The organism is Streptomyces sp. NPDC048523, from assembly GCF_043199815.1.
In the GTDB taxonomy this organism is placed as follows: Bacteria; Actinomycetota; Actinomycetes; order Streptomycetales; family Streptomycetaceae; genus Streptomyces.
Genome location: NZ_JBICWQ010000012.1, coordinates 21,626 through 40,619, shown reverse-complemented (window position 1 = coordinate 40,619; position 18,994 = coordinate 21,626). Strand labels below are relative to the sequence as shown.

The window sequence follows — 18,994 nt, the reverse complement described above, 5'->3', positions numbered from 1 at the left end:
GCTGTCGCCGAGCCGCCGTCAACACCAGGGAAACCGATCGGTTTCACATTCGGTCGAATCGAGTTACCCTCACACCATGAGCACCGAAGTGAAGACCGGCCCCCGGGAGCGGTTGCTGGAGGCGGCGGCCACGCTCACCTACCGAGACGGCGTCGGCATCGGTATCGACGCGCTGTGCAAGGCGGCGGGGGTGTCCAAGCGCTCCATGTACCAGCTGTTCGAGAGCAAGGACGAACTGCTGTCGGCGAGCCTGGAGGAACGCGCTTCCGCCTTCATCGCGACACTCCTGCCCGAGGCGGGCGACGGCCGCTCACCTCGCGCGCGGACTCTGCACGTCTTCGAACAGGTGGAACGGCAGGCAGGGGCACCGGAGTTCCGAGGATGCAGGTACCTGTCCGCCCAGATCGAACTCAAGGACCGGAGCCACCCCGCGAGCCAAGTGGCCCACCGAGTCAAGGGCCAACTGACAGCCTTCTTCCGGGCGGAGGCCGAACAGGGCGGAGCCGCCGATCCCGACCTGCTGGCCCGACAGCTCAGCCTGGTCTTCGACGGCGCCAGCGCCCGCGCGGGAATCGGAGCCGACGGCCTCACCGGCCTCATCACCCCCACGGTGACCACCCTGCTCGATGCGGCGGACGTGCGCTGACAATCCGCTCACGCCGCACCTATAGAACGCGAAGTTCTTTATCTGTCTCATACATTGGGCAGAGTGGTCTCGGACCGAACGGGCACTCGCATGTCACCAACGACTGAACCGAGGAGTGGCAGACCGCCCATGGAGATCTCAGGCATCATCAGCGCGATCGTCATCGGCATCGTGATCGGTGTCCTCGGCCGACTCGTCGTCCCCGGACGCCAGCACATCGGCGTCCTCTGGACGATCCTGATCGGCATCATCGCCGCGTTCATCGGCGCCGCCATCGCCGCCGGCCTCGGTGTCGCCGACACCAACGGCGTCGACTGGATCGAGTGGCTCATCCAGATCGCCCTCGCCGCCGTCGGCGTAGCGGCCCTCAGCAAGGTGAAGGTCCGTCACTGACCGCAGCCCGAAGTGCGTCCCGGCGCCACCGGTTCACAGCACCCGACGCGGTCCCGGCAGCCGGCGCGGGCCCGCCACAGGAAGAAGGACACCGGTAACGACGAGCACGCACACGACCGCCCAGGCGCCGGCCGCGGACAGCCGCGGCCGGCGCAGGCATGAGCGCAGCTCGCGCACGGTAGCCGTTGGGGCTGCTCGTTGGTGGTGACTGTGATGGTGTTTCGGGGGTAGGCGGTCGGGGCAATGAGCGGCGCTTCGGACGTGAGGCGGACTGTATGGACCTGCCTGGGCAAGATCGGGGGCAGCAGCCGCTTGCGGACCGTCGGGTGGAGATGTCCGCCGCATTCGAGGGCAGCGATGAGGAGATCGGCGAGGCCCGCTCTGTGGCCCGGGCTTTCCTGACGGACCTGCGCGAAGATCATGCCCTGCCGGTGTCGGACCGAGCGATGGGCATGGTGGAGCTCGTGGTGAGCGAGCTCGTGACCAACGCGCGGAAGTACGCCCCGGGCCCCTTCCTGCTGACCTTGGAACTCACCGGAGAGGCCGTCGCGGTCGCGGTGTGGGACACCGAGCCACAGCTGCCCGTGATCCTGGCCAGAGACCCTCAGCGGGTGGGACGGCACGGTCTGGAAGTCGTCACGGCCGTCAGCCGGAGCTTCTAGGTCCACCGTGAGCCGGTGGGCAAGCGGGTGGTCGCGGCGGTCACGTGGTGTGACGATCCAGTCGGCGACCTGGCCGACCATCGGGTGGTGCTGTCTTCACCGGGCGAGGTCCAAGGAGGTGAAGAAGTCCCTGGGTCCTTGCTCGGGCCGGATCGGACGGCGGGTGCTGAATGAGCCGTTCGTCGACATGGTCACTGCCGCTGCCTGCGCACGCGGCAGTGACCTGACCCACCAGCAGGGCAAAGAGTCGTCACTCCTACGCGGCCAGCGTCTCATCCTCCTTGAAGACGCCTGCACGGCTCCTGCTGTACTGCTCCAGCAGGGCATCGGCCGCGCGCAGAGCCTGCTCGGCGGTGCGGGCGCCGGTCATCACGCACAGCGTGTAAGTGGAGTCCTCAAGAGCACGGCTGGTGCGGCCGGTGGGAAGCACGTCATGTTCGATACGGGCCTGAGCGAACCGGGCCAGTACAGCACGCAGTTCCTTCTCCGCCGGAATGATCACAGTCATACCTTCCCCTCAAACCCCTCTCGCAGGGCGGCCGGCCGCACCGCGAGCACCTGTCTGCATCCGAGCTCTGACACCCACGGCTCACCACCGGGCACGTCAGGCAGGCCTCAAGTGCCCCGCACCCGGATGTCCATGCCACCGTGCTCCGATCCAATTCCGGTGACCCGTGGCTGTGGGCTGTCGCTTGGATGTCGAAGAAGGCTTCCTCTTATGGAGGGAGGCCGTGCCTGTCACGTCCAGCCGGGCGTTACGGGACTACCTATGTGATGTCACCTTCAACAACACCTAGGGGCAATGGCCATGCGGACCAAGGCAGCGCTCATATCCCCGGCAGCCCTGCTGCTGACACTTGCCGCCTGTTCGGACGGATCAGGGGACTCCGGCAGTCCGGCGGACAGTGCCACAACGTCCTCCTCGACGGCCACCACTGCTCCTCCGGCCGACGCCGAGGCGATCCGCGCCTGTATCGCGGGCGTCGACGCGCTCTACGCCGGGTCGCCGACGCCCCCGTCGGTCTCCGAATACGGCTTCGCCTACCGGAGCGCCGTGGCGGCGATCGCTAAAGCTGGGGAAGACTTTTACAACGAAAACGACGGACTTCCCTCCGACTGGCCTTCGTGAGCGATCTCCAGCTGGGCCTGGCCAGGGCGGGAAAGCCCGGTAGGACAGTGCTGGGACCGTGAGCGCGGTCCCAGCACGTCGGGTCGGTGTCCTGGTCGGTGGCGGTCCCGCTCACCCGCCGCAGGTCACGGGAACTGGGTGATCTTGGATGGGACGGTGTCGGTGCCGGAGGTGGGCGCACCGGTGTCGTTGACGACGTGGGCGTACTGTCCCTTGCCGCCCAGGGAGATCACCTGGATGCTGTGCAGCTTGATGCCGGGCTTGACCGGCACCTGGAAGCCGTGACGCTGCACGATGGAGGGGTCCGAGGTGTAGTTGCAGTAGCTGCCCAGACCCCAGGCCTCGTGGACGTCGACCGTGTCGGCGACCTTGTAGGCGGCGTAGCCGACGATGCCGTCGTGGGTGATGGCGGCGGCGTTGGGGGCGTCGTAGGCCTTCTCGTTCTGGTAGAAGATCGTGCGGCCCCGTTCGCCGTTCCACAGCACGTCGTATTTGTTGAAGTGCTCGACGAACAGGCCGGTGGTGAGGACGTCATCGCCGTTCACCACGAGGCCGTAGTCGGCCCGGTTGGTGTCCCACCCGACACCCTGGCCGTGGTCGGCGCGCCAGATCCAGGTGTGGTCGACGACGACGTCGTCGCTGTTGACCACTACGGAGTTGGTCGCGAGGCCGGGGCCCGCGCCGCCGATGCGGATGAACACGTCCTGCATGGTGGTCGGGTTCGCGGAATGGTCCGCGGCCGCGCCGGCGGGTCCGATCTGGAGCAGCGTGTCGGACCGGGTCGCGCCGGCGTCGATGAGGAATCCGGCGAGCCGGACGCCGTCGACATCCGCGACGTGCATGGCGTCGATGCCGCCGTCGGGGACGAGCGTGGCCAGGCCCAGCCCGAGCACCACGGTGTCGGACCGGGTGACGTTGATCGGCTGGTCGAGGTGATAGACACCGGGGGTGAAGAGCAGGTTGAGCCCCTGGGCCAGTGCGGTGTTGATGATGGCGGCCGTCGCGCCGGGCTTGACGACGTAGAACTGGCTGAGCGGGAGCGAGGTCCCGGCATTGGCGGGCCAGGACACCCCGCGGGCGTTGGCGCGCTTGGCGGGGACGAAGACCTTGTAGTCGTTGCCGTCGAGGTAGAGGAACGGCTTCTCGCGGGAGACCGGAGTCGTGTCCAGCGTGGTGTACGGGCCGGTGTCGAAGTTGGTCGCCGGGGCCCCCTGGACACCGGAGAACGTCATGTTCCACACACCGTTGGTCCAGCCGCCGACCGAGCTGTCACGGGTGTACCACTGCTGCTGCGAGTACGGGCCGACGGTGCCGTCGATCTTGGAGTCGGCGATGTAGCCCCCGGAGGCCCAGCCGTAACCGTTGGGTGCCAGGTTGAGGCCGCCCTTGACGTGGATACGTCGGAAGGGCGCGGCCTGGGCGACGGCCCAGCGGTCGGTGCCGTTGGACGGAGTGATCGCGAGATTCTCCGCCGAGCGCCAGAAGTTCTGCGTCGCGTTGCCGTTGAACCAGCCCGCGTCCACGGTGATGTCGCCGTTGATCTGGGTGTCGTCGGGGTTCAGTCCGAGACCTGAGATCGAGGTGTAGAAGCCGAGTTGGGCGTTGATGCCGTTGTAGGTGCCCGGCTTGAGGAGGAACTGGTAGCGCCCGGAGCCGAACTGCGCGGACTCCTGCTGGGTGAAGACCTGGTCGAACTTCTGCTGGAGGTTGGGCGTGGAGGGGTCGACGACGATCACGTTCGGGCCGAGGTCACCGCCGCCCTGGACCGGGCCTCCGGTGCCGCCGGACGTGGTGTGGACGGCGACTTCCCAGAGCGAGTAGCCGTACGCCGTGCCGCGGGCCGTTCCGAGAACGCGGACGTAGCGGCCCGTGCCGTTCACGTCGTAGGAGGCACGGCCTCCGGTCGCGCCGGCGACGGTCTTGAGGGTGCTCCAGTTCTGACCGTCGGCGGAAGCCTGGAGCTGGAAGTCTTTGCCGTACGCGGCTTCCCAGTTCAGGTCGATCCCGCAGATGTCCTGGGACGAGCCCAGGTCGACGCGCAGCCATTGCGGGTCAGTGGCCTGACTGGACCAGCGAGTGGAATCGTTGCCGTCGAATGCCGCGGACGCGGGGGTGCCGGCGTTCTCCGTCGAGGACGCCGAAGCGGTCTTGTTCTGCGCCGTGTTGGCGGTCGAGCAGTTGCCGGGCTGGGTGGTGCCAGGGGTCCCGAAGACCTGGAACTCCCAGAGCGAGTAACCCCATGGGGTGGCCCGGTGGATGCCCTGCATACGGACGTAGCGGCCCTGGCCCGAGACGGTGAGGGTGTCGGTGCCGCCGTCCCCTCCGGTGACGGTCCGAAGGTCGGTCCAGGATCCGGAACCGCCGTCCGGCGAGACCTGGATCTTGTAGTCCGCGGCGAAGGCCGCTTCCCAGGTGAGGACGACCTGGTTGATCGAGGCCGTGGCCCCCAGGTCGACCTGGAGCCACTGGTCGTCGGCCGCGGCCGAGGACCAGCGGGTGCCCGTGTCACCGTCAACTGCGGCGGCGGCAGGGGTACCTGCGTTCTCCGTCGAGGACGACGCGGCCGTCCTGCCCTGCGACAGATTGGCGTCGGCCGCGAGGGCCGGAGGTGGTGCGACGACGGGAAGGGCGATCAGCGCCACCGTACTGGCTAGCGCGACACCGAGAGATCTGAGACCCATGCCAAGTCTCCCCTGCGGGTGGATGAAGGGTGGTCACGAGAGGCCACCCAGTACTTAGTTCAGACCTTGATTTAAATGTTGACTTGAGTGGTTCGGCAACCCCTGTGACATCAGATTCCGTGCAACTTGTGCACGCCGACGCCCCCTTGACGCGGCGGCAGCCTTCAGTGGGTGACGCCAAGGAGCGTCGAGCCGCTATCAGTGTGCGGATGGGACCTGCGCGCGGTCCCGCACGATGATCTTGCCGGTGTTCTGGCCGCTCAGCATTCTCAGGAACGCGTCCACGATGTGCTCGAACCCGTCAACAACCGTCTCGTCCGGAGCGAGTCGGCCGCTCTGCAGATGCGGCACGGCGAACTGGTACAACTCATCTTGCAGATCTCGGTAGTTGCTGACCAAGAAGCCCTCCATGCGGAGGCTCTTCTCGACGATGTCCGCGTAGTTGAAGCGCGGCGGCGGCGCGTCGGGGGTGTTGTACTGGCTGATCGTGCCGATGCGGACGACGCGCCCGAACTCGCGCAACGCTCCCACCGCTGCGGCCAGTTGCTCACCGCCGACGTTGTCGACGAACAGGTCGATGCCGTCCGGTGCGGCCTTGCCGAGCAGTTCGGCGGCCGGCCCGTCGTGGTAGTTGAAGGCAGCGTCATACCCGACCTCCCGCGTGAGATGGTCGGCCTTCGCGGCCGAGCCCGCGCTGCCTACGAGCCGTCCGGCGCCGAGCAGCCGGGCGAACCGCCCGGTCGCAGTGCCGACCCCGCCCGCGGCGGCCGACACGAAAAGGTCCTCGCCCTCCCGGAGCCGGGCGATCCGGGTCAGTCCCACGTAGGCGGTCAGGCCCGTGCCGCCGAGGATGCTCAGGTATGCGGTCAGGGGCACCCCGTCGAAGCGGGGCAGCCGACGGATTTCCTCGGGGGTGACCACCGCGTGCGTGCGCCAGCCCTGCCGGTGGAACACGATCTCACCCTCGGCCAGCCGAGGTGTGCGTGAGGCGACGATCCGCCCGATGGTACGGCCCTCCAGCGGGGCGTCGAGCGCGAAGCCGCCGGGCACGTCGTCCATCAACTCGCGGTGATAGGGGTCGACGGACCAATAGAGGTTTTCCACGAGCGCGCTGCCCGCTGCGGGATCGGGAAGCTGTGACTCGACGAAGGTGAAGTGCTCGGCGGCGGGAAAGCCATGGGGGCGGGCGGTCTGGTGCACGGTGAGGGCGATCTCGTTCATGACCGGACCGTAAGGAAGGAATACCCCTGGTGGGCAGCCGGTTGGGCTCATGCGACACCCCGTTCCATGAGCAGTTCTCATACGTTGAGGTGAGCGCCCCGTGGCCCGCGCGACCGACTCCGATCTCGCCCCGCACGAACTGCGCGTCCTGCTGGCGGTCGCGGCCACCGGCGGCTTCTCGGCCGCGGCCAGGACACTCGGTCTGACTCAGTCCGCGGTCTCCCACTCGGTTCGCGGCAGCGAGCGCAAGATCGGTGCCGTGCTCTTCGAACGGGGCCGCACCGGCGCCCGCCCCACCCCTGCCGGAGAGAAGGCCGTGGCACACGCCCGCCGCATCCTGCGCCTGCTGGACGTCCTGACCGCTGAGGCACGCAGTGCGGCTCGGTCCGACGTGGCGGAGGGGCCGCTGCGGATCGCGGCCTTCCGCAGTGCGGCTCTCCACCTGCTGCCGGCCGTCCTTCAGCGGCTGCGCACCCGGCATCCCGGGATCGAGCCGCGGGTGCGGATCGTACGGGAGGTGGGGCGCGGAACCGCGGGCGAAGTGGCCGACGGAAAAGCCGACATAGGCATCGCCACACTGGGTGGGTCCGCCCCGATGGCCCCGGGACTGGTCGCGAGCGGACTCTTCGAGGATCCGTACGCTCTGGTCCACGCGGCGCACCACGTCGCCCCACGCTCGCTGCCGTTGGTCGACTGGGCCGAGAACTGCGGCTCGTACACCCGCGACTGGTGGGCTGCACAGGACTGGATCCCGACGGCGACCGTCGAGGCCGAGGACGACGGAGCGGTACTCTCCCTGGTGAGCGGAGGCCACGGAATGGCGATCATGCCTGCGCTCTCCCTGGTCGGAGCACCGAACTCGGTCACGGTCACCGACCTCGGCCCCGAGCGTCCGACTCGCCAGGTCGGCTATGTCACCACCGCCGAACTGGCCAGATCCGCGGTCGTGCGCGCCTTGGTGCGAGAACTGCGGACCACGGTTCCCCGGGGGGTACGGCTTCTCAACGTCGCGGCCTGAGCAGGTCGGTGACCGGTAGCGTTGACAGCTTGGCATGACCGACAGGCCCGCACACCTCTGTCTTGCGCAGGCCGTGGGGAAGGACGGCTTTGGCCGCAGTGGCCGTCGATCCGTCTACGACACCATCGCCCCCTCCCCCTCAGTCCTCGGCGACGCGAATGATCGTGCGGCCGGGCACGCGCTGTCGTGAGGTGAAGGCGGCGGGTGCCTCGGTCAGCGGCCGCACCGCGCCGACGCGTACCCGCAGCCGGCCGTCCCGCAGACGCCGGGCAAGGTCGGCGAGGCGGGCGCGGTCGGGTTCGACCACGAAGAAGACGGTTCGGCCGTCGGACGGGCGCACCGCGGGTGGGTGAGCGATGCTGACGAGCGTGCCGCCCGGTCGCACGAGGGCGGCCGAGCGGTTGAGGACGTCGCCGCCGATGACGTCGAACACGACGTCGACCTGACCTGTGTCCTCCCACCGGTCGGTTTCCAGATCGAGGAACATGTGTGCGCCCAGGTCGAGGACGGTGTCGCGGTCGACCGAGCGGCCCGTGCCGACGACGCGGGCGCCCGCTTCGTGAGCGAGCTGGACGGCGATCGAGCCGACGCCGCCGGCTGCACCGTGGATCAGGACGGTCTGGCCGGTGGTGAGACGGGCGTGGTCGAACAGGCCCTGCCAGGCGGTCAGTCCGGAGATCGGCAGTGCCGCGGCCACCGTGTGGTCGACATCGGCGGGGAGCGGGGCGAGGTTACGGGCTTCCACGGCGACGTACTCGGCGAGCGAGCCGTTGCGGGTCCAGTCGGCCAGTCCGAAGACTCGTTGGCCGACGGTGAGACCGGTCGTTCCGTATCCGAGTTCCGTCACCACCCCCGAGACCTCGTGGCCGGGCACGCTCGGGGTGCGGTCACGACCGGCGCGGTCGGTCCAGGTTGCGGGCCAGTCGAGCTCGCCTCGGGTGAAGCCCGCGGCGTGCACCCGCAGGATGACGTCGTTCTCGGCCGCGTGGGGATGGGGAAGTTCTTCCAGGGTCAGCCCTGCGATCCCGGCCTCGCGGTCCCGGACAGTTATGGCTCGCACAAGTATTCCTTTCAGACCATGTCGATCGGCACCATCGGCTCGACCATGGCTGCCGCCCGGTCACCGCGGCCAGGGAGCATCGAGGATGCGCTCCACCATGGACGTACGGCGATATCCGGGAACGAAGTGTTCCAGGACGTCCGCATTGACGGTTCCGTAGGTCGTGTCCGGGCGGCCTTTGAGGCCGTCGACGAATACCTGCAGGAATTCCCTCTTGAAATCGCCGCGCGGATGAGCGGCGATGATCTCGTCCGTCCGGTCACGTTCCAGCTCGTCCAGCTCCCAGCCGATCGCATCGGTCAGGACGCCGTAGTTCGTGGCGGCGACCTCGGGGTCCATTCGGCCCGGAATCCCCGGTGTGGTGTGCAGGGCGATCGCCCTCCAGACCACCTCGGCGGAGCTTTGGGAGAACCCGCGTTCCAGCAGGAAATTCTGCGCATGGTCGGCGCCGTCCAGTTCGAAACGCTGTTGCGTCTCGGAGAAAGGGATCACCAGACCCGCGTCGTGGAACATCGCCGAGATGTAGAGCAGCTCGGGATCGGGCCGCAGGTCCCTGACATGTGCGTGGAGGGAACCGAAGAGGAAAACACGCCGAGAGTGATGGAAGATCAGCGGATTCGTCCTCTCCCGGAGAAACTCCGTGGCCTCCGCGACAGCCGAGGTCCCGGGTATTTCCACTCCTGCGATGATGTCGGTCATGATGTCCGCGCTTTCCCATGCGATGTACGACGAGTGGACGGTGCGCCCGTTGTCCACACTGCCGACCGCGGGCCCCTCGGCGCTGCCCCGGTCCGGCCATCAACCCCTCGAATCCGGTCATTCCAGGGTGGGCCCGTGAAGTCCGACCCGCATCGTGTGGCGATCCTCGTCTACGACGGGGTCAAGCTGCTGGACGTCGCCGGACCGGCCGAGGTGTTCGGGGAGGCGAACCTGCTCGGTGCCGACTACCGGACAACCCTCCTGTCGGCGACGGGCGCCGACGTCACCTCCTCGATCGGCATGCGAATCGCCGTCGACGGCAGCGCCGCCACGCAGAGGGACCCCGACACACTCCTGGTGCCGGGTGGGGACATCTACCCCAGGACTCCGGTCACGCGCGACCTGGCCGAAGCGACCGGGAGCCTGGCAGCCCGTGCCGGCCGTGTCGCCTCGGTGTGCTCCGGTGCCTTCGTCCTCGGCGCGACGGGTCTTCTGGACGGCAGGCGAGCGACCACCCACTGGAAGATCGCCGGCGAACTCGCCACCCGATACCCGAAGGCCCGCGTCGAGCCCGACGCCATCTATGTGCGCGACGGCACGATGTACACATCGGCGGGCGTCACCGCGGGCATCGACCTCGCCCTCGCACTCGTCGAGGAGGACCACGGCCCTGACATCAGCCGGGAGGTGGCCCGCTCCCTGGTGGTCTACCTGCAGCGAGCGGGCGGCCAATCACAGTTCTCCGCATCCCTGCAAGGACCACCGCCCCGGTCGCCCGCCCTGCGCAGGGTCGTCGACCTGGTCACCGCGGATCCCGCCGACGACTACTCCCTGGCCGCACTCGCACGACGGCTCAACGTCAGTACGCGCCACCTCACCAGGCTCTTCAGGGAAGAACTGGGCACCTCGCCCACCCGGTACGTCGAGTCGATCCGCTTCGACATCGCGAAATCGCTGCTTGACCAGGGGCACACCGCCACACAGGCGGCGTCCATGGCAGGCTTCCCGAGTTACGAGAGCCTGCGCCGCGTCTTCGTGAGGGAGTTGTCGATCAGCCCCGCCGCCTACCAGCGCCGGTTCGCGACCGCCCGCCGCGACCTGGCCGAGTAGCGTCCCGGCGGCAGCGGCAGCGACGGGGCAGTGGTGTGGGGACGCGTGCGTCTGCGTTCTGCGTTCGGTCGTACGAGGGCTCGCTCAATCGGTACGGCACGCTTGCCCTCGATGTCCTGCATCACTGTCTTCAGCCGTCGCGACCCTGCCATGTGGTGACGCAGACTTCGTTCCCCTCCAGGTCGGCCAGTACCCGGAAAGCGGGGGCACGGGTCGCGGACACAAGCCGCCCTCCGGCCGCCAGTGCGGCCTCGATCCGCCGGGGTGCCTCGTCATGCGGAACACAGATGTCGAAGTGGATGCGATTGCGCTGTGGGCGCGCCCGGTCCATCTGCTGGAACCAGATGGCAGGGCCTTGCCCGACCGGGTCGATCAGCGGATCCTCCGGTCCCTCGGCACCCGCCTCATCCGTATAGCCCAGCACCGACTTCCAGAACGGCCGAATCCCCGCGATGTTCAGTGCATCGATCGCGATCTCGAGAACCTGGACGGATCGTGGTGCCCCCGTTGCGATTTCGGGCTCTGTCAGAAAACCGGAGCTGTCAGCCGTGGCGGAGATCTGACGCGCGAGTTCGACATCCCGGGCGGTAATCGCTGCGTGGTGCAACGACTGCAGAGTGAAGACGACCCGATCGGGGCGGGCATCGACCCGAAGGTGCCGATCGGCGTCGTCGCCGCACACCGCGACAGCGTCCGCCGCCAAGCCCATCGCCTGAGCCAGCGATCCGACCCGGACCGACGTTTGCAAAGTGCCCAGCAAGAAGCGCCACCCGTAGTCCTGGACCGCCTCTGATGCGTCCTGCCGACTCAGTATCTGCTCCATGGCGGCATCCTTGCAGCCTCGTCACCGGCGTGGTCCGGCTCCCCTTCACCTGCACCCAGCAGTTATGTACATTTGTACAAAATCGATGGTTGGGGGCCCGTCGCCTGCAGGCCCATTCTCCCGAGCCCCGCGGAGCCTCCTCTTGACCGACCCCGCCGTGCGCCGGCGCCGCCGAGCCCTGTACCTCTTTTTCTTCCTCCCGGGTATCGCCATGTCCTCCTGGGTCACGCGCACCCCCGACGTACGGGACCAACTGGGCGCATCCACCGCGGAGATGGGGCTGATCCTGTTCGGCCTGTCCGTGGGATCGATGATCGGCATCCTGTGTTCCGGCCGCTTCGTGGAACGCTTGGGCACCCGGCCCATGATCGTGCTCGGCACCGCCCTGATCATCTCGGCCACGATCGTCATCGGCGTCGGCAGCGCCGTTCCGTCGGCTGCGCTGGTCACTGCCGGGCTCTTCCTGTTCGGCGCAGGCATGGGGTCGGGCGAGGTGGCGATCAACGTGGACGGCGCCGACGTCGAGCGCATCACCGGCACACCGGTTCTGCCCACACTGCACGGCTGTTTCAGCCTGGGCACAGTGGTCGGTGGCCTGGCCGGGATGACCGCCACGGCCGCGGGGATTCCCGTCCCATGGCACCTCGCCGTGGTCACACTCGTCGCCGCAGGGATGCTGATCCACGCCTCACGCGCGCTGCCGACCGGTGTCGGTCTGAGCACCCGGCATCGGTCCCACGGGCAGGCCGAGCGCTCCGGACCGCAGGTCTGGAAGGACCGCAAACTGCTCCTCATCGGCGCCATCGTGCTGGCCATGGCCCTGGCCGAAGGAGCGGCCAACGACTGGCTGCCGCTGCTCATGGTGGACGGCCATGGCCTGGACGCGGCCGTCGGCTCACTCGTCTTCGTCGGGTTCGCCGCCGCGATGACAGTGGGGCGCTTCTGCGGCACGTTCTTCCTCGTCCGTTTCGGGCGTGCCACCGTCCTGCGCGCGAGCGCCCTCTCCGGTGCCCTCGGGCTCGTTCTCGTGATCTTCTCCGACAACGTGGCCGTCGCGGCAACCTCCGTTGTCTTCTGGGGACTTGGCGCCTCGCTCGGCTTCCCGGTGGCCCTGTCCGCGGCCGGCGACTCGGGGCCCGACCAGACCGCCCGCGTCTCCCTGGTCGCCATCATCGGCTACATCGCCTTCCTTGTCGGGCCGCCGGCCCTCGGCTTCCTGGGCGACCACTACGGGCTGCGTACGGCCATGATCGCGGTCCTGGTTTTCGTCGCCTCGGCCATCTTCATCGCCCCCGCCGCCGACACCCGCGACCGAGCCCCTGCCACGCTGGACGTGTGACGCCGCCGTGGCGCCGGCCGGCGCGGGACCGGCAGGAGCCTGCGGCGGACTGGCGCGCGTGTCGGGTGGCTTCACGAGCCGATCTCCCGCCCGAGAGCTGCTGGCGCACGGTGCCGTGATGCGTCAGCGTCATCAGCTCAACGGGACGTAGGCAGCACTACGCCGTTCCGTCCCGTAGCGCGAGTTACTCGCTCTCCCGGCAGCGCGGACCGTGACCGACCGACCCCACAGCAGCCGGAGCGGGACAGGCCTGTACCGGTCGCTCAACGCGGCAAGTAGGGTCCCTCATCGTGAGACTCGCGATCTTCGATCTGGACGGCACCTTGGTCGACCGCACCGGCGCCTTCGCCGATGCCGTCACCTCCCTGAGCCAGGACCACGGCTACGGCCCGGAGGTCGAACAGTGGCTGCTGACCGAGCTGGCCGACCACGCCGAGCGCGGTGACTTCGACCGGCTGCGCGCCGCCTTCCCCGTCAGCGAGAGCGCCGACCATCTGTGGCGCGTCTACATCGACCGTATGGCGGCGTCCATCCACTGCCGCCCTGCCGTTCTGCGCAGCCTGGAGCGTCTCAAGGAGGCCGGCTGGAGCGTCGGGGTCGCCACGAACGGCTCCAGCGACATCCAGCGGGCCAAGATCCAAGCCACCGGCCTCTCCGACCTGATCGACGGGATCGCCGCGTCCGGCGACATCGACATCCGCAAACCCGACCCACGACTTTTCGAACTCGCGGCCGCACGGTGCGGTACGCAGCTCACTCCCGGGGACTGGATGACCGGCGACAATCCCGAGACCGACATCGCCGGCGGCCACGATGCGGGGCTGCGCACCATATGGGTCACCGGCCGCCCCTGGCCCGACGGACTGGTGACGCCGCACCACACGGTCGATGACGTTGTCGAAGCCATCGGTTACCTGCTCGACCAGGACTCGGCATAGCCCAGGAGGGCTGACAGGGGCCGGTTTCGTACCCTGGCAGGCATGCGGACCCGTCCCACGCTTCACTGGACCCCTCCCCCGGACCTGCCTCCGGGCACCACCGACCTCGAGCCGGTGGTGGACGCGCTGCGCGCCGGCAGTGTGCTGGTGCTCACCGGGGCGGGCATCTCCACGGAGTCGGGCATCCCCGCCTACCGGGGCGAGGGCGGGAGCCTGAGTCGGCACACGCCGATGACGTACCAGGACTTCACCGGCGGCGCGCACGCACGGCGAAGATACTGGGCACGCAGCCATCTCGGGTGGCGTACCTTCGGCCGCGCCCGTCCCAATGCCGGGCACCAGGCCGTCGCCACGTTCGCCCGGCACGGTCTGCTCTCGGGTGTGATCACCCAGAACGTCGACGGTCTGCACCAGGCCGCCGGCGCGGAGGGGGTCGTGGAACTGCACGGAAGCCTGGCGAGGGTTCGGTGCCTGGCCTGCGACGCCATCACCTCGCGCCGTGATCTCGCCGTACGGCTGGAAGCGGCCAATACCGCATTCGAGCCGGTGGCCGCTGGAGTCAACCCCGACGGTGACGCCGACCTCTCCGACGAACAGGTCGCCGGCTTCCGCGTCCTGCCCTGCGCGGACTGCGGCGGCATCCTCAAGCCCGACGTGGTGTTCTTCGGTGAGACCGTGCCCGCGCAACGGATCGAGCACTGCCGTCAGTTGGTCCGTGCGGCGCGCACACTGCTGGTTCTGGGCTCGTCTCTCACGGTGATGTCCGGTCTCAGGTTCGTCCGCCAAGCCGCTCAGGAGGACAAACGGGTCCTCATCATCAACCGGGACCCCACCCGCGGCGACCAACTCGCCCACACCCGCGTCGGCCTCCCGCTGGGCCCCGCCCTGTCCTCGGTCGCAGACGCGCTGAACCTGCCCGCGGAGGAACAGACGGCCCCCTGACCGGTCCGTGACAGCGTTCGGACCCCAGGGCTCGCTGCACCCCAGGACGGACGCCCGTTGGTCGGGCCGTAGTCCGGCTTCGCCTTGAGGGCGACGACGAGTTCGTCGCGGTCGTCGGGTCAGCCACTACGGCCGTACGTGTGCGGGTCCACGGGCTGCTGGGACTTGGGGAGCTGAGCAACCACGAGACGGTACGACTCGGTCACGAGCTCCTTGAGCAGTGCCTCGTCGATGTCCTCCCCGCCCTCCAGCGTGATCCAGTGCTTCTTGTTCATGTGATAGCCGGGGGTGATGTCCCCGTTCTCCTCGCGCAGGGCCTTGGCCTCGCCCGGGTCCGACTTGAGGATCACGACGGGGCGGCCGGGCACCTCGGTCATCAACATGAAGACCTTGCCACGAACCTTGTAGACCTCCCAGTCCGGGCCGAAGGGATGCTCCAAGCCGCTCCCCGGCAGTTCCTCGGTGTGGGCGGCCGCGGTCTTGAGCAGCGTTGTTCCGTCCATGGGGGATGAACTCCTTCATTCGTGCGTTCGTGCATTCGTGTGTGCGCGGGTGTCCTCCCGTCCTGATCCTGTCCTCAAGGTCGACCATCCCGTCCGTAGACTGCGGACAGATGATGGTCACCAGGCGACACTCGCGGCACGCCGTACGGCCTGGAAGTGACGACAGTCGAGGAATTCTCCGTCCACCACGACGACTGGCCCTGGAACCCACCCGTACGTCACGCCCGGTCAGTGGTCGTGGGTACGTGCCGGGCATGTGCAGTGCTGGCGCGATTTCCCTACCGCACGAGGGCCGTTCATCCTCTTCGAACCGGAGGTGCTCCGGCCCGACACCGCCCACCTCCCGGCTCCGCTCACCTCCCCGGACGCCCCCGCCGTCCTGACCCCGCATCCCGACGACGTGCCCTGGCCGGAGCCCCTGCTGCTCCGCCTCGCCCACGCTCCGGAACCGACTCCTCAGCCAGCACCGGAAGCCACCTCACCTACGAACGCTTCCTGGACGAGAGGTCATCGACCACGCCCGGATCACCACGCCTCACCCCGGCACCTGCGATGAGTTCGGCCGCGAATCACAGTCTCAGCACTGTGACCGACCGATGGGAAGGGGAGTGGAGATGGACAAGCTGAATGAGGTGGCCGACGGCGTCTGGGTCCGGCAGAGCGAATGGGTCTGGAGCAACTCGGTCGTGGTGCGCGGAGACGACGGGCTGATCATCATCGATCCCGGCATCAACGGCTCCGAGCTGGACCAGCTCGCCGATGCCGTGGACCGACTCGGTATCCCCGTGATCGCAGGATTCTGCACCCACCCGCACTGGGACCACCTGCTCTGGCATCACCGATTCGGCGACGTGCCGCGTTACGCCACCCCCGCCGCCGTCCACCTGGCCGGTGTGGCCCGCGAGCGGGCCCAGGCGATGGCGGCGGAGAGCGCGTCCGGCATCCCCCTCGAGCTGATCGGGCTTCTCACCCCGCTGCCCGGGGACGGCGGACCCGTGCCGGGTGAGGTCATCGAGCATCAGGCGCACGCCGTCGGCCACGCCGCGCTCCTCCTCGCCGACCGGGGCGTCCTGATCGCCGGCGACATGCTCTCCGACGTCCTGATCCCGCTCCTCGACATCCGTCAGGACGATCAGGTGAACGCCTACGAGGCGGCACTCGACCGGCTGGACGAGGCCGCCGGGCACGTCGGTGTCCTGGTCCCCGGCCATGGCGCCGTCGCCGAGGGCCCCCAGGTGGCGGCTCGTCTCGCCGCGGATCGTGCCTACATCGACGCGCTCCGGCGCGGGGAGGAACCGGTCGACGCGCGTCTGGGACCGCATGCGGACTGGCTCTACGTCCCGCACCGGTCGAACCTGGAGCAGGTACGAGGAGCTGGGCGATAGGCGCGTGGTGATGGCTCAGGGCCCCGGACCGTTTCCCGTTGCAGGTCAACTGTGCCGTGAACGGCCGCTGGTTGCGGCGTAATTCGTTTGACCTGAACCCGGGTCGACGATGCACTGTGGCCAGCCGCCACCAGTCGTGGTGCCGGTATCGAGGAGGCAGCGCCAGCGATGGAGATACGTCCCACGACCGACAAGGATCTCGACGTCTTCGTCGACACGGTCCACGCCGCGTTCGGGCGCTTCCCGGAAACCCCGGTCGAAGGCGGCGGGCTCTGGTGGTCGGCGCTCGAGATGGACCGCTGTCTGCTCGCGCTGACGGACGGGCGGCCCGTCGGCACCGCGGCCACGTACCCCTTCGAGCTCACCCTGCCCGGTGAAACCCTCGTCCGGGCCCCCGGGGTGACCGCCGTCGGCGTCCTGCCCTCCCACCGACGTCAGGGCGTGCTCGGCGCGATGATGCGGCATCAGCTCGCCGAGCTGCGGGCCGACGGGCAGTTCCTCTCCGTGCTGCTGGCCTCCGAGGCCTCGATCTACGGCAGGTTCGGTTACGGACCGGCGACCTACACGCAGCGGCTCACCGTGCAGCGCCACCGGGCCGCCCTCGCTCTCCCCCGGGCACACGGAACGGCCGACGCACCGGTGACCGGTCCTGACAACGGCTCGGTCGAGGTGCTGCGTCGTGCCGAGTGCGGCGAGATCCTGGAAGACGTCTACGACCGGTACCGCCGCGCCCAGCCCGGTGCGCTGTCCCGGCCGCACCGCTGGTGGGCCCTGCGCGCGGGGCAGCCGCCGATCTCGCCGGCGCCGCGTTACGTCGCCGTTCACCGTGACGTCGACGGCGTACCGGACGGGTACGCCAGCTACTCCATCGACGACTCCCGGACCTTGACCGTGGACGAGACCATCACCGCTGACGACGCCGTCTTCACGGCCCTGGCCCGGTTCGTGCTCGGCCACGACCTGGTCTCCCAGGTCGTGTTCCACCACGTCCCGCCCCAGCATCCGCTGCGCCTGCAGCTCGCGGACTACCGTGCCGGCCAGGTGAGCGGCGACATGGACTGGCTCTGGGTACGGCTGCTGGACGTCCCGCGTGCGCTGACCGCGCGCGGCTGGTTCACGGACGGCGAGCTCGTCCTCGATGTCGAGGATCCCTTCCTCGGCGAGCACGGCCGCTATCTGCTGACCGTCCGGGACGGCAAGGCCGAGTGCGTCCCGACGGACCGGGAGCCCGACCTGTCCCTGGACGTGAGGGACCTGGGCTCGGTGTACCTCGGCGGCACCGCCCCGAGCACGCTCGTGCGCGCCGGACACATCCGGGCCCACCACCCGGACGCGGCCAGCGTCGCTGACGCCCTCTTCCGCGCCGACCGCCCCCCGCACTGCCTGCACTGGTTCTGACCACGCCCTAGCGACCCCGGGCCACCCCGGCCACCCCGGCCACCCCGGCCACCCTGCCCGAGTCTCCGACCCCACTCACGGCTCGGCCAAGGCCTTGATCACAGCCACCGGTCGGCCCTTTACCGTGGGCACCGTGGAACTCCTGCATCTGCGTTACTTCGTCGCTGTCGCCCAGGAACTGAACTTCTCCGTGGCGGCCCGCAAGCTGCACATGGCGGCCTCCCCGCTGAGCAGACGGATCAAGGATCTCGAGAACGAACTCGGACACCGCCTGTTCGACCGCGACACCCACCATGTGACGCTCACTCAGGCTGGCAGCGCCCTGCTGCCGATCGCGCGGGGCGTGCTGGAGCAGGTGGACTCCATCCAGTGGCGCCTCGCCGAGACGGCCCGGCCGCGGCGGGCGACCCTGCTGCTGGGTGTGCCCAGCGGCATCCATCCGGATCTGCGGGAGCGGATGGACGCCCTGGCCGAGCGGGTCCGCGACCGGTTCGAGATCAAGCGCTGGCCGGGTGGCACGGACCGGCTCGTCGACGCCGTATGCGACGGCAGACTCGCGTTGACCCTGGCCCGCCTCCCCGCAGGTGGCGATCCCGCGCTGGAGCTGCTGCCGGTGATGTCGGAACGGCTCGGCGCGGTCGTCCCCAAGGACCGGTTCGCCGGGCGCGAGTCCGTCGCCCTGACGGAACTGGCCGATCTCGCCTACGTCGTCTCCCCGGCGGCCGTCACCAACGCGTACTTCCGGGGACTCGACCAGCAGCTGTCCGAACTCGGCATCAAGAAACGCATCGAAATCAACAGTGCCGCATTCGAAGGAATTTCCGAGATAGTGTCCAGCGGGCTCGCCTTCTCCATTTCCATGCTGGACCCCAGAAGCCCCGTCCAGAATTACCACCTGGACAATGTCACCATTCTCCCGTTCTCCGATTTCCATCCCCGAATGGAGACCGGGCTGATCTGGCGCAAGGACCGAGCACAGGGCGGCGACCTGGAACAAGTCGTAGCGGCGGCCCGCGAGGTGTTCACCGAACCGCTCCACTCATAATC

Annotated in this window: 19 protein-coding genes; 12 read left to right on the top strand and 7 right to left on the bottom strand. The window is 68.7% G+C overall.

Annotated elements, in window-relative coordinates; genetic code table 11:
• Positions 1-76: 76 nt before the first annotated feature.
• The 3 genes from ACGFWE_RS38890 (at position 77) to ACGFWE_RS38880 (ending at position 1,701) form a co-directional block, all read left to right on the top strand.
• Complete coding sequence (locus ACGFWE_RS38890) at positions 77-646, top strand: TetR/AcrR family transcriptional regulator (protein ID WP_352389647.1); 570 nt, start codon at positions 77-79, stop codon at positions 644-646.
• 129 nt (positions 647-775) lie between these two features.
• Complete coding sequence (locus tag ACGFWE_RS38885) at positions 776-1,039, top strand: GlsB/YeaQ/YmgE family stress response membrane protein (RefSeq protein ID WP_352389648.1); 264 nt, start codon at positions 776-778, stop codon at positions 1,037-1,039.
• A gap of 332 nt (positions 1,040-1,371) precedes the next feature.
• Positions 1,372-1,701, top strand: a complete 330-nt coding sequence (locus tag ACGFWE_RS38880) for an ATP-binding protein (RefSeq protein WP_393604939.1) — start codon at positions 1,372-1,374, stop codon at positions 1,699-1,701.
• Positions 1,702-1,957: 256 nt separating this feature from the next.
• Here ACGFWE_RS38880 and ACGFWE_RS38875 read toward each other — a convergent pair whose 3' ends face one another.
• Complete coding sequence (locus ACGFWE_RS38875) at positions 1,958-2,203, bottom strand: DUF5133 domain-containing protein (RefSeq protein ID WP_352389865.1); 246 nt, start codon at positions 2,201-2,203, stop codon at positions 1,958-1,960.
• Between the two features lie 306 nt (positions 2,204-2,509).
• Here ACGFWE_RS38875 and ACGFWE_RS38870 point away from each other — a divergent pair, with 306 nt between their 5' ends.
• On the top strand, positions 2,510-2,830 hold the full coding sequence (locus tag ACGFWE_RS38870) for a hypothetical protein (protein ID WP_393604937.1): 321 nt from the start codon (positions 2,510-2,512) through the stop codon (positions 2,828-2,830).
• Positions 2,831-2,955: 125 nt separating this feature from the next.
• Here the strand turns inward: ACGFWE_RS38870 and ACGFWE_RS38865 are convergent, their stop codons facing one another.
• Positions 2,956-5,511 (bottom strand): discoidin domain-containing protein, encoded by a 2,556-nt coding sequence (locus tag ACGFWE_RS38865; protein WP_393604935.1) that lies wholly within the window; start codon positions 5,509-5,511, stop codon positions 2,956-2,958.
• A 198-nt stretch (positions 5,512-5,709) separates the two neighbouring features.
• Positions 5,710-6,732, bottom strand: a complete 1,023-nt coding sequence (locus ACGFWE_RS38860; RefSeq protein WP_393604933.1) for an NADP-dependent oxidoreductase — start codon at positions 6,730-6,732, stop codon at positions 5,710-5,712.
• 100 nt (positions 6,733-6,832) lie between these two features.
• On the opposite strand from ACGFWE_RS38860, the gene ACGFWE_RS38855 reads away from it, so the two are divergent.
• Entirely contained in the window at positions 6,833-7,750 is a 918-nt protein-coding gene (locus ACGFWE_RS38855) for a LysR family transcriptional regulator (protein WP_393604931.1), read from the top strand.
• Between the two features lie 139 nt (positions 7,751-7,889).
• Here ACGFWE_RS38855 and ACGFWE_RS38850 read toward each other — a convergent pair whose 3' ends face one another.
• Both ACGFWE_RS38850 and ACGFWE_RS38845 read right to left on the bottom strand, forming a co-directional pair.
• Positions 7,890-8,810 (bottom strand): NADP-dependent oxidoreductase, encoded by a 921-nt coding sequence (locus tag ACGFWE_RS38850; RefSeq protein WP_352389652.1) that lies wholly within the window; start codon positions 8,808-8,810, stop codon positions 7,890-7,892.
• Between the two features lie 60 nt (positions 8,811-8,870).
• On the bottom strand, positions 8,871-9,509 hold the full coding sequence (locus ACGFWE_RS38845; protein ID WP_393604928.1) for an HD domain-containing protein: 639 nt from the start codon (positions 9,507-9,509) through the stop codon (positions 8,871-8,873).
• 135 nt (positions 9,510-9,644) lie between these two features.
• Here ACGFWE_RS38845 and ACGFWE_RS38840 point away from each other — a divergent pair, with 135 nt between their 5' ends.
• A complete protein-coding gene (locus ACGFWE_RS38840; protein WP_393604926.1) occupies positions 9,645-10,619 on the top strand; it encodes a GlxA family transcriptional regulator in 975 nt (324 codons plus the stop codon).
• Between the two features lie 130 nt (positions 10,620-10,749).
• On the opposite strand, the gene ACGFWE_RS38835 is transcribed toward ACGFWE_RS38840, so the two are convergent.
• The gene (locus ACGFWE_RS38835) at positions 10,750-11,442 is read right to left on the bottom strand and encodes a VOC family protein (RefSeq protein ID WP_393604924.1); all 693 of its coding nucleotides are present in this window, start codon (positions 11,440-11,442) and stop codon (positions 10,750-10,752) included.
• 142 nt (positions 11,443-11,584) lie between these two features.
• Between ACGFWE_RS38835 and ACGFWE_RS38830 the strand changes: the two genes are divergently transcribed.
• From ACGFWE_RS38830 to ACGFWE_RS38820, 3 genes are all read left to right on the top strand, one after another.
• Positions 11,585-12,781, top strand: coding sequence for an MFS transporter (locus tag ACGFWE_RS38830; RefSeq protein ID WP_393604922.1), 1,197 nt, complete (start codon positions 11,585-11,587; stop codon positions 12,779-12,781).
• Positions 12,782-13,071: 290 nt separating this feature from the next.
• Positions 13,072-13,719 carry an HAD family hydrolase gene (locus ACGFWE_RS38825; protein WP_393604920.1) on the top strand — a complete coding sequence of 216 codons (648 nt, stop codon included), beginning with the start codon at positions 13,072-13,074 and terminating at the stop codon, positions 13,717-13,719.
• Positions 13,720-13,761: 42 nt separating this feature from the next.
• Positions 13,762-14,661 (top strand): NAD-dependent protein deacetylase, encoded by a 900-nt coding sequence (locus tag ACGFWE_RS38820; protein ID WP_393604918.1) that lies wholly within the window; start codon positions 13,762-13,764, stop codon positions 14,659-14,661.
• Between the two features lie 119 nt (positions 14,662-14,780).
• Here the strand turns inward: ACGFWE_RS38820 and ACGFWE_RS38815 are convergent, their stop codons facing one another.
• Complete coding sequence (locus tag ACGFWE_RS38815; protein ID WP_352389659.1) at positions 14,781-15,164, bottom strand: MmcQ/YjbR family DNA-binding protein; 384 nt, start codon at positions 15,162-15,164, stop codon at positions 14,781-14,783.
• Between the two features lie 614 nt (positions 15,165-15,778).
• On the opposite strand from ACGFWE_RS38815, the gene ACGFWE_RS38810 reads away from it, so the two are divergent.
• From ACGFWE_RS38810 to ACGFWE_RS38800, 3 genes are all read left to right on the top strand, one after another.
• The gene (locus ACGFWE_RS38810) at positions 15,779-16,549 is read left to right on the top strand and encodes an MBL fold metallo-hydrolase (protein WP_393604916.1); all 771 of its coding nucleotides are present in this window, start codon (positions 15,779-15,781) and stop codon (positions 16,547-16,549) included.
• A gap of 168 nt (positions 16,550-16,717) precedes the next feature.
• The gene (locus ACGFWE_RS38805; protein ID WP_393604914.1) at positions 16,718-17,947 is read left to right on the top strand and encodes a GNAT family N-acetyltransferase; all 1,230 of its coding nucleotides are present in this window, start codon (positions 16,718-16,720) and stop codon (positions 17,945-17,947) included.
• A 133-nt stretch (positions 17,948-18,080) separates the two neighbouring features.
• Complete coding sequence (locus tag ACGFWE_RS38800; RefSeq protein WP_352389662.1) at positions 18,081-18,992, top strand: LysR family transcriptional regulator; 912 nt, start codon at positions 18,081-18,083, stop codon at positions 18,990-18,992.
• Positions 18,993-18,994: the final 2 nt, after the last annotated feature.